Source organism: Verrucomicrobiales bacterium, from assembly GCA_016793885.1.
Classification (GTDB): domain Bacteria; phylum Verrucomicrobiota; class Verrucomicrobiia; order Limisphaerales; family UBA11320; genus UBA11320.
Genome location: JAEUHE010000002.1, coordinates 40,176 through 54,914 on the forward strand (window position 1 = coordinate 40,176; position 14,739 = coordinate 54,914).

The 14,739-nt window shown below is 59.6% G+C and carries 9 protein-coding genes; 8 read left to right on the forward strand and 1 reads right to left on the reverse strand.

Going from position 1 to position 14,739, the window contains the following annotated elements:
* The first annotated feature begins 10 nt into the window (after window positions 1-10).
* The 6 genes from JNN07_00385 to JNN07_00410 all read left to right on the forward strand — a co-directional run bounded on the left by JNN07_00385 (window position 11) and on the right by JNN07_00410 (window position 6,994).
* Window positions 11-967: an esterase family protein gene (locus JNN07_00385; protein MBL9166178.1), complete on the forward strand. Its 957-nt coding sequence runs from the start codon at window positions 11-13 to the stop codon at window positions 965-967.
* A gap of 18 nt (window positions 968-985) precedes the next feature.
* On the forward strand, window positions 986-1,834 hold the full coding sequence (locus tag JNN07_00390) for a hypothetical protein (protein ID MBL9166179.1): 849 nt from the start codon (window positions 986-988) through the stop codon (window positions 1,832-1,834).
* A gap of 24 nt (window positions 1,835-1,858) precedes the next feature.
* Entirely contained in the window at window positions 1,859-2,659 is an 801-nt protein-coding gene (locus JNN07_00395; protein ID MBL9166180.1) for an alpha/beta fold hydrolase, read from the forward strand.
* Window positions 2,660-2,663: 4 nt separating this feature from the next.
* A complete protein-coding gene (locus JNN07_00400) occupies window positions 2,664-3,782 on the forward strand; it encodes a hypothetical protein (protein MBL9166181.1) in 1,119 nt (372 codons plus the stop codon).
* 122 nt (window positions 3,783-3,904) lie between these two features.
* On the forward strand, window positions 3,905-5,311 hold the full coding sequence (locus JNN07_00405; GenBank protein ID MBL9166182.1) for an MFS transporter: 1,407 nt from the start codon (window positions 3,905-3,907) through the stop codon (window positions 5,309-5,311).
* A gap of 36 nt (window positions 5,312-5,347) precedes the next feature.
* Complete coding sequence (locus tag JNN07_00410) at window positions 5,348-6,994, forward strand: glycoside hydrolase family 43 protein (GenBank protein MBL9166183.1); 1,647 nt, start codon at window positions 5,348-5,350, stop codon at window positions 6,992-6,994.
* On the opposite strand, the gene JNN07_00415 is transcribed toward JNN07_00410, so the two are convergent.
* Complete coding sequence (locus tag JNN07_00415) at window positions 6,984-10,445, reverse strand: autotransporter-associated beta strand repeat-containing protein (GenBank protein ID MBL9166184.1); 3,462 nt, start codon at window positions 10,443-10,445, stop codon at window positions 6,984-6,986. The genes JNN07_00410 and JNN07_00415 overlap by 11 nt on opposite strands.
* Window positions 10,446-11,348: 903 nt before the next feature.
* Between JNN07_00415 and JNN07_00420 the strand changes: the two genes are divergently transcribed.
* Window positions 11,349-12,722, forward strand: coding sequence for an amidohydrolase family protein (locus JNN07_00420; protein MBL9166185.1), 1,374 nt, complete (start codon window positions 11,349-11,351; stop codon window positions 12,720-12,722).
* Window positions 12,719-13,945: an amidohydrolase family protein gene (locus JNN07_00425; GenBank protein ID MBL9166186.1), complete on the forward strand. Its 1,227-nt coding sequence runs from the start codon at window positions 12,719-12,721 to the stop codon at window positions 13,943-13,945. Before JNN07_00420 ends, JNN07_00425 begins: the two co-directional genes overlap by 4 nt.
* The last annotated feature ends 794 nt before the right edge of the window (window positions 13,946-14,739 follow it).

The window sequence follows — 14,739 nt, forward strand, 5'->3', positions numbered from 1 at the left end:
TGGTGGCCCGTTGACAGCCGAGGATCAGGCGGCGATCTCGAGGCTGGCCGCGCTCCCTGCATGGAAGCCAGGTGTCGGTGACGGCGATTACTCCATCTCGCCGCCCTACGCGCCCGCGCCCGAGAACGCTCCCCGCGATGACGTTCCGCAAGGCAAGGTGGTCACTTTCCACATGGACATGACGGGCAGCACATTTTTCCCGCCGGCCGCCGGGCGCGACGGCGCTCCGCCCGCACCGCGCGAGGTCAACGTCTATATTCCCGCAGGCTACGCCCCCGGCACACCCGCACCGCTGCTCTTCTGTCACGATGCCATGGGCATGCATGACAACAAACCCGCGCCGTACCTGCCCACGATCCTGGACAACCTTATCGCCGAAAAGCGGCTGCCGGCGATGGTTGCCGTCATGGTCATGCCCAGCAACCAGCGCAGCCTCGAATACGACACGGTCTCCGGGAAATTCGCCGAGTTCGTGGAGACCGAGGTGCTTCCGCGCGTCGGCCAGGAATGCAACGTCACCTTCACCAGGGACCCCAATGCCCGCGCCACCCTTGGTGGCAGCTCGGGCGGTGCGGCAGCGCTTTCGATGGCCTGGTTTCATCCCGAGCTTTACCGCCGCGTGCTCGTGTTCTCCGGCACCTTCGTCCATCTGCGCACCGGCCCCGAAGCGCCGCACGGAGCGTGGGAATACCACGAGACTTTCATCCCCAAGACGGCGCCGATCAAACCGCTCCGCATCTGGCTCGAGGTCGGCGAGAGGGACAACGGCGCAGGCGTTTCGAGCGCGGGCATGGGCAACTGGGTCATCGCCAATCAACGAATGGCCGAAGCGTTGAAGGCCAAGGGCTATCCCTATCAGTTCGTGTTTGCCAAGGAGGCCGGCCACGTGGACCGCCCCGTCCGCGCCCACACTTTGGCGCCCGCGCTGGAATGGCTGTGGAAAGACTACAAGCCGGCGGCGCAGTGAACCCAGGAGACCCTGTTTATGAAGACTAAACCACGATCCTGCCTACTGGCCGTCTTGCTCGCGTTGAGCACGAACGCCTTTTCGCAGGACACCAACTTCCACGTCTACCTCTGCTTCGGCCAGTCGAACATGGAGAGCGGTGGAAAAATGGACGAGCAGGACCGGACGGTGGACAAACGCTTCCAGGTCCTGGCGGATTTCGATTCCACCAACCGCGGCTGGAAGAAGGGGCACTGGTATCATGCCGCGCCGCCCTTGGCCGCGAAAGGCCGTGGGATTTGCATGGTGGACTATTTCGGGCGCACGGTGCTGGCTGCTCTTCCGAAGACTATTCGCGTTGGCGTGGTCAAGGTCGCTGTACCTGGTTGCAAGATCGAGCTGTTCGAAAAGCTCACGTACACGAACTACTCGGCGACGGTTCAGCCATGGATGAAGAACCTGATCCAGGCCTACGACGGCAACCCGTATCAATTCCTGGTGGACCAGGCGAAAGTGGCGCAGAAGGATGGCGTAATCAAAGGCATCCTGCTCCATCAGGGTGAGTCTAATCCAGGCGACACGAATTGGCCGAGCAAAGTGAAGGGCATTTACGATCATCTCATCCGGGACTTGCATCTCAAGCCTGAGGAGGTACCGCTCCTGGCTGGCGAAACCGTCAACGCGGACCAGGAAGGAAAGTGTGCCGGCTTCAACAAGATCCTGGCCGAATTGCCCAAGGCGCTCCCCAATTCCCATGTCATTTCCTCGGCAGGATGCCCGAGCAATGACCGCTTGCACTTCAACTCGGCAGGATCGAGGGAATTCGGAAAGCGGTACGGCGAGAAGATGCTCTCGTTGCTAGGTTACACTATCGCCGAACCGAAATGACGAAAGATGACTAAGACACACCCCATGAAAACCCGACTGCTCCGTGTCCTTCCGCTGGTTGCCCTGTGCATCGCGACGCTTGTCCCGGGACTCCGCGCCGCCGAAGCGAAAGCAAAGCTTACATTCGTACTTGTCCATGGCGCCACCGCCGGCGCATGGGAGTGGAAGCGCTGCGGCAACTTCCTAACTGACGACGGCCACACGGTCTATCGCGCCACGCTCACCGGCCTCGGGGAGCGGATGCATCTAAACAGCACCAACGTGGATCTCCAGACCCATATCAACGACGTGGTGAACCTGATCCTGTTTGAAGATCTCCACGACATTGTGCTCACCGGCCACAGCTACGGCGGCATCGTGATCACGGGCGTCATGGACCGTGTGCCGAATCGCATCAAACACGTCGTCTTCCTCGACGCCGCCGTGCCTGATGACGGCATGTCCCTCTGGAACGTCTTCGGGGGCGACGGGCCCCGTGATCCCTCGCGCTTCGCCGATGGCTACATGCAGGTGCCGTGGGTCAAGGCCGATGCCAAGCCGCCGCACAACGTGAAACAATCCATCCAGTGCTTCAACCAACCCGTCTCCTATAAAAATCCAGCCGCCAAGGCGCTGCCGGCGACCTATGTCGCCTTCGTGCCAAAGGACAAATCGATCGAGGAGCGCGCCCGGACGGACAAGGGTTGGCAACGCGCGTTGGCCCGCGGGTGGACCATTCGCACCTTCACCGGCGGGCACGTCGCCCAGCAGGAGGATCCCCACGGTGTGGCGACGCTCATCGAGGATTCCGTCAACGATCGCAACAAAACAGCCTCGGCCAAGTGACCCCATGAAAACTCCCCTACTCCGAATCGCCGCGTGCCTGTTCGGCTCCTGCTTGTTGGCTGATGCTCAAAGCAACCGTCCCGCTCCCCTCAGCTCGCCGGTCGTTCACCCCGACCGCACCGTGACGTTCACCGTCCGTGCGCCAAACGCGAAGAAGGTCGAGTTGAGCGCGCAGTTCCTCACCTCAAATCAAGTTCTCACCAGGGACACCAACGACGTGTGGAGCATCACCGTCGGCCCGGTGGAGCCAAACCTGTATCCCTACAACTTCGTCATCGATGGCATTGGCGTCGCGGATTCGGCCAATCAGCATCTGTTCCCGAACGAACGCTTCAAGCAGAGCCTCGTGGACATTCCTGGCGATACACCGTCGCTGCACGCAATCCAGGAAGTCCCGCACGGTGACGTGACCTACGCCTTCTACACCTCCAAGACGCTGGGGCGCACGCGTCCCTTGATTGTCTACACACCGCCGGGCTACCGCACGGGCAAAGCACGCTACCCGGTTCTCTATCTCGTCAGCGGCACGACGGACACCGAGGAGACCTGGTTCAAAGTCGGCCGCGCGAACTTCATTCTCGATAATCTGATCGCGCAGAAGAAGGCCATACCCATGATTCTCGTGCTGCCCTACGGCAACATGATGAAAGGCACTCCCCCGCCGACATCGCCACAGGCGGCCGAGATGTATAAGGTCTTCAATGACGAACTCACCCGTGACATCATGCCCTATGTGGAGGCCAACTACCGCGTTAGCCGCGAGCGCGAGAAGCGAGCCATTGCTGGATTCTCGCGCGGGGGTGGGCAGTCGCTTTTCACTGGGTTCAACAATCTCGATCAATTCGCATGGATCGGCTCCTACAGTGCTTACCTGACGCCAGAAGTCTTCGACAAATACTTCGCTGCGGCTGCGTCCGATCCGAAGGCGACGAATAAAAAGCTCAAGCTGCTCTGGCTGGGCGTGGGCAAGACCGACTTTCTCTACAGGCAGGCGGTTGACTTTGATGACTACTTGAAGGGGAAGAAGATCGCCCATCAGTTGCTGGTGACGGAAGGAGGCCACACCTGGATGAATGCCCGTCATTACCTCACGGAGACCCTCCAGCTCTATTTCAAAAACTGAAACTCAAGTTCGCGACCACTCTTTCATGCCGACCGAGTAGCGATAAGCGGAACGATGATCAGCGAGAACCTGGTTGTCCTGGCTTGGCTTTAGATCATCGGAACCACCATAATCACACCTCCATGCAGAAACAGCCGCTCAGCCTGCGCGAAAAATTCGGCTATGGCCTTGGCGACATGGCCAGCAACATCGTCTATCAGGCCGTTATCAACGTCCTGATGTACTTTTACACGGACATCTATGGCATCGAGGCCGCGGCGGCCGGGACGCTCATGGTCGTAGTCCGCATCTTCGACGCGATTACCGATCCTATCATGGGCGCGGTGGCCGACCGGACGCGCTCCCGGTGGGGCCGCTACCGTCCCTGGCTGCTCTGGATGGCCGTTCCCTACGGGATTTTGGCTGTCGCGGCGTTTATCACGCCGGACGTGGCAGTCGGCACCAAACTGGTTTACGCCTACATTTCCTACGCGTTGCTGATGACCGCCTACACCGCAGTCAACATCCCGTATTCGGCGCTCGCAGGAACGATGACCTCGGACAAGGACGAGCGCTCCGGACTGCAGTCCTGGCGCTTCGGCATGGCGATGGTCGGCGGCTTCCTCGTGACTGTTTCTATCTGGCCACTCTCGCGATTGTTGGGCGGCGGGGGTGAGCCAAAGGACCTTCAGCTGGGTTTTCCATTCGCCGTGGCGCTGCTGGCGATCGTCGGTGTCGTCGCGCTCCTCGGTTGCTTCGCTTGGACTCGAGAACGCACGTATCCGGACGAGGAGTTGCAAAAGGGACAAGCCGTTCGGACCACCATATCGGAAGACCTGGGCGCCATGTTCCGGAACAGCCAATTCCTGATCGTCACCCTGGCCATGTTCATCATTCAGATCCGCGGAGGGCTGCAAGGTAACGTGAAGCCCTACTTCATCCGCTACTACATCGATCACGACCTCACCGGGTTCTTCGCCATCCGGGAGAACTTCATGGCGCTCTACATGGGGTTGACCATGCTCGCCGGGGTGGTGGGGGTGTTTGTGGCGAACCGCCTGTTCTTGAAGCTGGGGTGGTGCAAGGTGACGGTGATGAAAACGGCGCTCCTCGGCTCGCTGGTGCCCAACGCTTTGCTGCTGTTCGTTCCCCGGCAATCCTGGGAAGTGTCGCTGCTGCTCATCATGGCCGGCAACTTCTGTCACATGATGTTCCTCCCCCTGCTCTTTGCCGCCATTCCGGACACGGTCGATTACGGGTTGAAAACCATCGGCCGTGGCGCGATGGCGATGTTCTTCGCCGGACAACTGTTCGCCTTGAAGATGGGCATCTCCGTCGGCGGCGGATCCGGCGGATGGATCCTGGGAGTCTTTGGTTACCAGGCCAACGTGGAACAAACAGAACGCTCGTTGACGGGCATCAAGGTCGCGTTTGCTGGCGCACCTTTGGCGGCCGCCATCCTCGTGGTGATTCTCTTGCAGTTCTATAAGTTGAAAAAGGGATGGGAGCACAACGAAGTCATCATCAGTCCGGGAGTGGAACCCAAGTAGGCGAGGTTTTAAGCTGCAAGATCTTTAATTCTCGTTATGTCTGAGGAATTGCCCATGCCCATCACGAATCCGATCCTGTCCGGCTTCAATCCCGACCCGTCGATCCTCCGGGTCGGGGATGACTACTACATCGCCACTTCGACCTTTGAATGGTTCCCCGGCGTGCAGATCCATCACTCGCGCGACCTCGTCCACTGGCGATTGCTGACACGGCCACTCCGGCGCGCAAGCCAGCTCGACATGCTCGGCGATCCGGATTCGTGCGGGGTCTGGGCGCCGTGCCTGAGCTACGCGGATGGGTTATTCTGGTTGATCTACACCGATGTGAAGCGCTTCGGTCGTGCCAGCGTGGCTGGCGCCAGCGGCTCCTCGATGCGGGATTTCCACAACTACCTCGTGACCTGTCCGACGATTGACGGCGACTGGTCCGACCCCGTTTATCTCAACAGCAGTGGCTTTGATCCCTCGCTGTTCCACGAGGACAACGGCAGGAAGTATTTGCTGAACATGCTCTGGGATCATCGGCCGGGGCACAATCGCTTCGCTGGAATCGTGCTCCAGGAATACTCCGTCACGGAGCGCCGACTCATCGGTGAGCGCGTGAACATCTTCAAAGGAACCGAACTCGGCTTCACCGAGGCCCCGCATCTCTACAAACGCGACGGCTGGTATTACCTCCTCACCGCCGAAGGGGGCACCAACTGGAACCACGCGGTCACCATGGCCCGCTCTCGCACGCTCACTGGCCCGTACGAGCTGCACCCAGACACCTACATCCTGAGCGCGAGACAGCGCCCCGACTGCGAGTTGCAACGCGCCGGGCACGCCAGTCTCGTCGAAACACAAACGGGCGAAACCTACCTGGCTTATCTCGTCGGTCGACCGCTGCGCAACCGAGGTCGCTGCACGCTCGGCCGCGAAACCGCGATTCAAAAGATGGCCTGGGGTGAGGACGGTTGGCTACGGACGCTGGATGGGCAAGGGATCCCGTCCATCAAGACGCCGGCCCCGGCTCTGCCGCCCCAGCCGTTCCCGTCCGGCCTGGTGCGGGAGCATTTCGACACGCCGAACCTCCCACTCGACTTCCAATGGCCCCGGACGCCGTATCCGGAGGAGATCTTCAGCCTCACGGCACGGCCGGGATTTTTGCGCCTGTTCGGTCGCGAGACGCTGGGCAGCCTTTACCGCCAGGCCCTGGTCGCACGGCGTCAACAGTCTCATTGCTTCAGCGCATCGACGGTCATCGAGTTCGAGCCCGACCACTTCCAACAACTCGCCGGCCTGATCTGCTATTACAACAGCACCAAGTTCCACTACCTCTACCTCTCGCACGACGAAGCCATCGGAAAGCATCTGCGCGTGATGTCCTGCGCCCCGGACTCGATGCAGGCCGACGCCTTCACTCCACCGATTGCCATCCCCGCCGGCAAGCCCGTGCACCTGCGTGTGGAGGTTGATTTCGAGCGGATGCGCCTTGGATACCGTGTGGATGCCAGGGACGCAGATTGGCGATGGCTGCCGCAGCAGTTCGATGCCAGCATTCTGTCCGACGAATGCCTCGCTCCAGGCCAGGCCCATTTCACCGGCGCGTTCGTCGGCATGGCGTGCCAGGACATCTCAGGCATGCGTAGGCCCGCGGACTTCGACTTTTTCGAGTATGTGGAGCGGGAGTTCAAGGACTGATCACGCGGAAGTAACGTTGCGGATAGAGGTTCAGGCCAGCCTCTGCGTAGGGTTCTGTAAATTGATAGATGCCCGAGACGTCGGCTGAGTTGGTCAGCACAGGCATCCATGGGATGGGCGCGGTCAGTGTCGGCGTTGCTTCGAGGATGTAGCTGACAAAAGGCACGCCCTGACCGGTGATGACCATCTTCTCACCGCCGTCCGGCGCGATGCCGGTGATCTTCGAGCCGGGGATTTCCACGCGGCGCAGAACAACATCGTTGCCGTCGCCGCCCTGATATGTGATGTGGTAGGTGCTCGAGCCGCTGCCCACGAAGGAGCCTTCGGTGGTGTTGAGGAAGAACCCGTTGATCGGACCTGGGCTGGTCTTCTCCAGAATCAGAAATGTGTCGTTCGTGGTGGGAAGAAAGCCAACGGTGAAGAACAGGCGCGTGTTGCTCAGGATGACGTTCCCATCGACGCGAAGCTGGTCGTACTGCGCAATGGGTATCGTGCCATTGATCTCGATGCGCAGGTCGGAATCGGTTAGGTCGGCGTGGCCGGCGACCGTGAGCCGTCCGGGGCTGGCACCCGGCGAGACGGTTCCGCCCGGGTAAGGGAAAATCGCAGGGACGCTGCCATTGCCGGCGAGCACGCCAAAGGGCGTGTTGGTGATGGTAACGAGCGGACGGTTTAGCTGCACAAGCAAGCTGGAGGCGATGCTGCCGTTAACGACCAGCGTGCCTTCGGTGGCACCGGATGCGCCGGTGTAGGTATGCGTGCCGTTTAGGATGAGGGTACCCGCCCCGATCTTCTCGAAACCGCCTGCACCGCTGATCACGCCGTCGAAGGTGGTGGAGAGATCGTTACGTCCTACGATGAGGCCACTAGTTGGATTGCTAAAGTCGATGTTACCGCTGCCTTCGATGGAGCCGACCATGTCCAGGAAGCCATCGAGGATCAACTGACCGCTGCCGTTGATCAGCACGCGAGTTCCGTTGTTAATCTCATCGCCCAACCCGCGCACGATCACCCGGTCAGTATTCGGGAGACCCACGTTGTCGCCGATGACGAGTGTACTGGCGTTGATGGCCTCGCTCGTGGGTTTGTCGAGAATCAGGTCACCGTCGGCCACGGTGGTGAGCCCAGCGAAGGTGTTGGCCGGGAGCCCGTTCAGGATGAGGTGGCCGGGGCCGACTTTCCGCAAGCCACCAGGGCCGCTGATCGCGCCACCAAGGGAGAGCGTGCGGGGAATGCTCAAGACGGAGATGGTGTTCTCCGGCGCCAGCAAGGTGATCGGACCATTCCATTGGTTGAGGCCGGTAAAATTCTCCAGCACGACCGGCGAGCCAGGGCCGGTGCTGTTCAGCGTTAACGGTTCCATCGTGACGATGTTGCCTCCCGAAGGCTGGAGAAAAATCCTCGCTCCGTTGGTGCCGGACACGGTAGTGCCTGCGTCGGACGAACCGAGCGCACTGGAGTGCGAAAGAATCAGCGTGCCGTCAGTGACGGAAACGGGGCCAGTGAAGGTGTTCGCGCCGGTCAGTTGTAGGGGACCATTCCAGCCCTTGTTAAAGCCTGCGGGCGCACCGCCGTCGCTGATCTCGGCCGTGATGAGCAGACTGAGGTTATTCACATCACCTTCGGTGTAGGCACTGATGCTACGGGTGGCGCCGCCCAGCGAAAGGTGTCCGTGGATACGTGCAGGTTCGGTCTCGAAGAAAGAGCGAATGGAACTGAGGCTGTCGTTGAGCGTGAGTATCCCGGCACCCGTTTCGATGGTGCTGCCGCCACGAACCGTGAGCCTGCCAACCGTGTCGTTGAAGCCGGCAAGATCAAGCACACCACCAGTATGGAGTTCGACGTGAGTGGTGTCGGCTATCTGGTTGTTCTTAATCATCCAAGCTCGAGTGGAGCCCTGCGAGCCGAAGAGGGAGAACCAATATCCCGAAATCACGGGCTGGTGGAACACGCCGTCCATGATGAAGTTACCCTCAAACACAGCACTGTATCCCTCATAGCTATTCGTGTAGGGAGTCTTGAACTGCAGCGTGCCGGGGCCTCGCTTGCTCCATCCGTCGGGGCCGGAGATTTGACCGACGACGGTGAGGGTGGCGTTTGTCTCGACACCGAAGTAAAGGTGCTGCTCAAGCCGGAGATTGCCGAGCCAGGAAACGTTCCCCTTGAGTAGGCGCAAGTGAGAGTCGGGAGTCGGATTGCCGAGGTCCGCTGCTTCAATGGACTCAGGAATCCCAAAACTGGTCGGAGGCTCTAGGTAGAGCGTTCCACCCAGAAAGCGGGTGACGCCGTTGGTGGTCCCGAGGGCGTGGCCATCGCTGATCGTGATGGTGCCGCCTTTGATCTCCACGTCGCCCGAGAAGATATTCGACTGGCTGAGGAAAAGATCGCCGCGGTTTGTTTTGATGAGGTCGGCAGTACTGACACCGGAAATCTGTGCACTAATGTTTAATTGCGCCCCGGATGCAACATCCACGATCTGCGCGGCATCGCCGCGCGAGCCAAGATTCAGCCGGCCAGCGATGGTCGACTCCTTGCTCACGACGCTCGGCACGGAAGCGTAGATGCCGCCGTCGACATTGAGGATGCCCGCGCCGGTGGTGACAGTGCCGCCACGCAGGTTGAGCGTGCCAATGGTGTCGTCATCGCCACTGAGTTCGAGGCTGCCGGTGGCGAGGACCGAAACGATCGAAGTGTCAGCGATTTGATGATCACGGTCCAACACAGCAATGTCGCCAATGACGGTGCTGGCGAAGTCACCGATGACGAGGTTCCCGGCGATGGCCGTGGTGCCGACGAGGGTAAGGCCACCCGAAAGATTGTAGCGGTTCAGGCGGAGGACTCCGCGGCCAACGGTGGTAGTACCTGTGAACGTGTTTGCGCCGAGCCCTTCGAACCAGAGGCCGCCAGGGTTATTTTTGAACACGCCGCCCGTGCCGGCGATAGTCCCGGCGATGGTGATGTCCCCGGGACCTTCTGGCACCAGCGTTCGGGATGTGAGATTGATGTCGCCGTTCACCGTCAAACTGGCCCCGGCGTCAACAACCTCGAATGAAATGCTCGTTTCAGGCCCTCCGAACGTGATGTCCAAGTCGATGATGTGGTTGCCTGCAGGGTTGCCTACGTTGACCGAGTTGGTGATCGTGACGCGATTGCCGCGCAGGCGGTAGCCTCCGGTACCAAAGCAGTTGATGACCGAGAACGTCGTTCCTGCAGCGAAATTATTCGTGTTGCTCGTCTTGCGCGCACCGGATTCCACGAACTGGAGAATGTCCCCGGGCGAAGGCGCGACGCCACCCTGCCAGTTCCCGCCCGTGGTCCAGTTGCCGCTGGTGGCGGAGGCACCGGTCCAGAAGCGAGTGGCGGCGAAAGCGGACTGAGCCATGCAGAGGACAAGAAGTGAAAGAACCGCAGTGGCGGCGCGGCGGGCGACGGTACTACTGGAGATGTTCATGAAGGGGACGAGACTGCTGGGCGAGTCTTTGATAAGAATTATGTGGAACAACATTACAAGCAATTCCGGAACGAGCCCTCTGCCGCGGACCGGCACGAGGAGATCCTTGGCGATCCAAGTAGATCGTCGGAATTCCAGCATCATAGTGGCGATAAACGCGCCAAATGCAAGGCTAAGGATGAGATGAGACTCGGAACGCTGCTCGCTCGCGACCAAGGTGAGAGAGACTTTTTAGCCGCAAAAAACACAAGAAGACGAAAGAGGAGGACAACGGCACGAATCACTGAGTCCCAATCCCATTCGGTTTTTTCGTCGTCTTTCGCTTTTTGCGGCTAAACGTCTCCTCCCCTGATCCGCGGCTACGTTGGCCCGGCGGCACCCCACCGCCCAGAACCGGACACCCAGCTGCGGAGGCGGAATGAACCAATTACCGAGCAGGCTGCTTTTAGCCGCAAAAAACAAAAAATGACGAAAGAGGGGGACAACGCAATGAATCACTGAGTCCCAATCCCATTCGGTTTTTTCGCCGTCTTTCGCTTTTTGCGGCTAAAAGTCCCCTCCCCATTCCGCGGTCCCGCTGGCCTGACAACACACCGCGCAGAACCGAACATCCAGCTGCGGAGGACGAATGCCCCAATTACCGAGAGAGCTGCATTTAGCCGCAAGAAACAAAAGAAGACGAAAGAGGAAGACAACGGCACGAATTACCAAGTCCCAATCCCATTCGGTTTTTTCGTCGTCTTTCGCTTTTTGCGGCTAAACGTCCCAAGGTAGGGCAAAGTTATTTTCGTATGATCTACTTGTCGCTGTCCGCGCCCCTGGCGACTGCAGGATAGGATTCACAGGCGGATTAGGATACTTTGCTCTTTTCATGGAGACGGGGTGCACCTAGGTTGCCAGTCAGTGAAGACCTTGACCTCCAACGCAGCTTCCAGGGCGCCACGCCCAACTAGGCGACTCCGCAGTATTCCTGGTCTGGTCCTGGCGGTATCCGGGCTCCTGGCCCTTTTTCCTCCCAATCTCCAAGCGCAGGAGACTCCAGTCGCGTTCGTCGGTGCCCAAATACTCCCGATTCAAGGTCCGCCGCTAGAAGCAGGGGTAATGGTGGTGCATCACGGTCGGATTGTCTTTATCGGGCCCAAAGGCAGCGTCGTGCCAGAAGGTGCGACGATTCGCAATGTCGAGGGGAAGATTCTCATGCCCGGACTCATTGACACCCACAGCCATATTGGAAGTCCGGAAGGTGGCGACTCCTCGGCTCCCATTCAGCCAGACACCCGGGTTCTGGACTCAATCGACGTTCGCGATGCGAGCCTGCAAAAGGCCCAAGCGGGCGGAATCACCACGGTGAACATCATGCCAGGCTCCGGCCATCTGATCAGCGGGCAGACGCTCTATCTCAAGTTGCGCGAAGGTTTGGTTATCAACGAGTTGTTCATCACCAATGACTCGGGCAAAGCGGTTGGGGGTCTCAAAATGGCGAACGGCACGAATTCCCGCCGTGACCCTCCTTTCCCCGGCACGCGAGCGAAGTCCGCCGCCTTGGTGCGGGAGAAGTTCGTTGCCGCGCAGGAATATCGCGAAAAGATCCTGAGAGCGAAGGGCGACGCAGAAAAAATGCCCTCGCGTGACCTGGCTTTGGAAACGTTGGTTGAGGTTCTGGAGGGCCGCCGGGTGGTGCACCATCACACCCATCGTCATGACGACATTCTGACCGTGCTTCGGCTGCAAAAGGAATTCGGATTCCGGGTGGTGCTTCATCATGTGAGCGACGCCTGGAAGGTGGCCAAGGAGATCGCCCTGGCCGGTGCCTCCTGCTCGATCATTGTCATCGACAGCCCCGGGGGAAAACTGGAGGCGAAGGATATAGACTGGAAGAATGGCGCCGCGTTGGAACAGGCCGGGGCTCGCATCGGCTTTCATACCGATGATCCAGTCACCGATTCTCGACTCTTTCTGCGGTCGGCGGCCCTCTCGGTTCGGGCGGGGATGTCCCGCGAGACCGCCCTTCGCGGGTTGACGCTCGCAGGCGCGGAGATGCTGGATCTTCAGGCTCGAGTGGGCTCCTTGGAGATCGGCAAGGACGCCGACTTCATCGTGTTGTCCGGCGACCCGCTGAGCGTTTACACCCATGTGCTGGAGACCTGGGTTGAAGGCAAGAAAGTGTTCGATCGAACCGATCCGAAGGATCGACTCTGGTCAACGGGAGGACTGGGAGCGGGAAATCCTCGAGCAGCTCATCTCTGCTGCTTTGGAACATGGGAGGAGGCGCGATGAACCGTGTTTGGATCTCGACATTCACGCTCTGGATGGGCTGCCTGCTGCAATCTGGACAGGCGGCCGAAAACCTCGCCATCCATGGCGAGACCGTTCACACCATGGCCGGCCCTCCGCTCAAGGACGGGGTCGTTTTGGTTCAGGACGGCAAAATCACCTCCGTCGGTGCGGCGGCAAGCATGCGCATCCCGGACGGATTCAAAAGGCTGCAGGCACGAGTCGTGACCCCCGGTCTGATTGACGCGCGCACGGTGGTCGGACTCTCGGGGATCCTGAATCAACCTCACGACCAGGAGCAGATGGAAAGGTCCGCTCCCGTGCAGCCGGAGTTGCGCGCCATCGATGCCTACAACTCGCGCGATGACTTGGTGGATTACGTCCGGAGCTTCGGCGTGACCACACTCCATACCGGTCATGCCCCAGGCTCGGTAATCTCCGGTCAGACCATGGTGGTGAAAACGTATCCTCCTAGTCTGGATCAGGCCCTGATTCTCCCTGAGTCAATGATCGCAGCCACTTTGGGCGGCGGGTCGACGAGCGGCGAGAAGGGAAAGTCGCCCGGGACGCGGGCCAAAGCCATGGCGATGCTCCGGGCGGAGTTGCTGAAAGCTCAAGACTATGTTCGAAAGCAGGCGGTTCCCGACCTCGAGAAACGCCCCGCCAGGGATCTTCACCTGGAGACCTTGGGCAGGGCGCTGTCGGGAAAGCAGCCCTTGTTAATCACCGTGCACCGGCATCAGGACATCCTGGCCGCCCTGCGCCTAGCGGACGAGTTCAAGCTCAAGATCGTTCTGGATGGGGTTGCGGATGCCCCTCTAGTCATCGATGCGATCAAAGCCAGCGGGTTCCCCGTGGTCCTGCATCCAACCCAGTTTCGTTCCAGCGGAGAAGCGGAGAACTTGAGCATGGAGACGGCCTCCAAGCTTCAGGCCGCCGGCATTTCCTTCGCCCTTCAGAGCGGCTTCGAAACCTACGTCCCCAAAACGCGAATCGTGCTCCTGGAAGCCGCAGTGGCAGCGGCGAACGGCTTAACCTTCGATCAGGCCCTGGCATCGATCACGATCTCGGCCGCTAAGGTGTTGGGTTTAGAGCAGCGCCTCGGCTCCCTGGAGCCAGGAAAGGATGCCGACCTCGCGCTGTACGACGGGGATCCGTTTGAATATACCACGCATTGCATCGCGGTGATCGTCTCAGGTGTGCAGACCGACGCTCGGCCGCGCTAGTAAGCCGTCAGACTGCTCGCTCGCGGGAACGTGCTGAGGAGCTCTCTAGCCGCAAAAAACAAAAGAAGACGAAAGAGGGGGACAACGGCACGAATCACTAAGTCCCAATCCCATTCGGTTTTTTCGTCGTCTTTCGCTTTTTGCGGCTACACGTCCCCTCCCCATTCCGCGGTCCCGTTGAACTCACAGCACACACCGCGCACAACCGGACATCCAGCTGCGGAGGCTGAATGACCCAATTTCCGAGCAGGCTGCTTTTAGCCGCAAAAAACAAAAAATGACGAAAGAGGGGGACAACGGAATGAATCACTGAGTCCCAATCCCCTTCGGTTTTTTCGTCGTCTTTCGCTTTTTGCGGCTAAACGTCCCCTCCCCAGTCCGCGGTCACGTTGAACTCACAGCACACACCGCGCACAACCGGACATCCAGCTGCGGAGGCGTGATGACCCAATTTCCGAGCAGGTTGCTTTTAGCCGCAAAAAACAAAAGAAGACGAAAGAGCAGGACAACGGCACGAATCACTAAGTCCCAATCCCATTCGGTTTTTTCGTCGTCTTTCGCTTTTTGCGGCTAAACGTCCCTCCCCAGTCCGCGGTCACGTTGAACTCACAGCACACACCGCGCACAACCGGACATCCAGCTGCGGAGGCTGAATGACCCAATTACCAAGCAGGCTGGTTTTAGCCGCAAAAAACAAAAAATGACGAAAGAGGGGGACAACGGAATGAATCACTGAGTCCCAATCCCCTTCGGTTTTTTCGTCGTCTTTCGCTTTTTGCGGCTAAACGTCCCTC

Excerpts from the sequence above, each read along its gene's own strand:
- JNN07_00410 (MBL9166183.1), top strand. The coding sequence starts at position 5,348 with ATGTCTGAGGAATTGCCCATGCCCATCACGAATCCGATCCTGTCCGGC.
- JNN07_00395 (MBL9166180.1), top strand. The coding sequence starts at position 1,859 with ATGAAAACCCGACTGCTCCGTGTCCTTCCGCTGGTTGCCCTGTGCATC.
- JNN07_00415 (MBL9166184.1), bottom strand. The coding sequence starts at position 10,445 with ATGAACATCTCCAGTAGTACCGTCGCCCGCCGCGCCGCCACTGCGGTT.
- JNN07_00425 (MBL9166186.1), top strand. The coding sequence starts at position 12,719 with ATGAACCGTGTTTGGATCTCGACATTCACGCTCTGGATGGGCTGCCTG.
- JNN07_00390 (MBL9166179.1), top strand. The coding sequence starts at position 986 with ATGAAGACTAAACCACGATCCTGCCTACTGGCCGTCTTGCTCGCGTTG.
- JNN07_00400 (MBL9166181.1), top strand. The coding sequence starts at position 2,664 with ATGAAAACTCCCCTACTCCGAATCGCCGCGTGCCTGTTCGGCTCCTGC.
- JNN07_00405 (MBL9166182.1), top strand. The coding sequence starts at position 3,905 with ATGCAGAAACAGCCGCTCAGCCTGCGCGAAAAATTCGGCTATGGCCTT.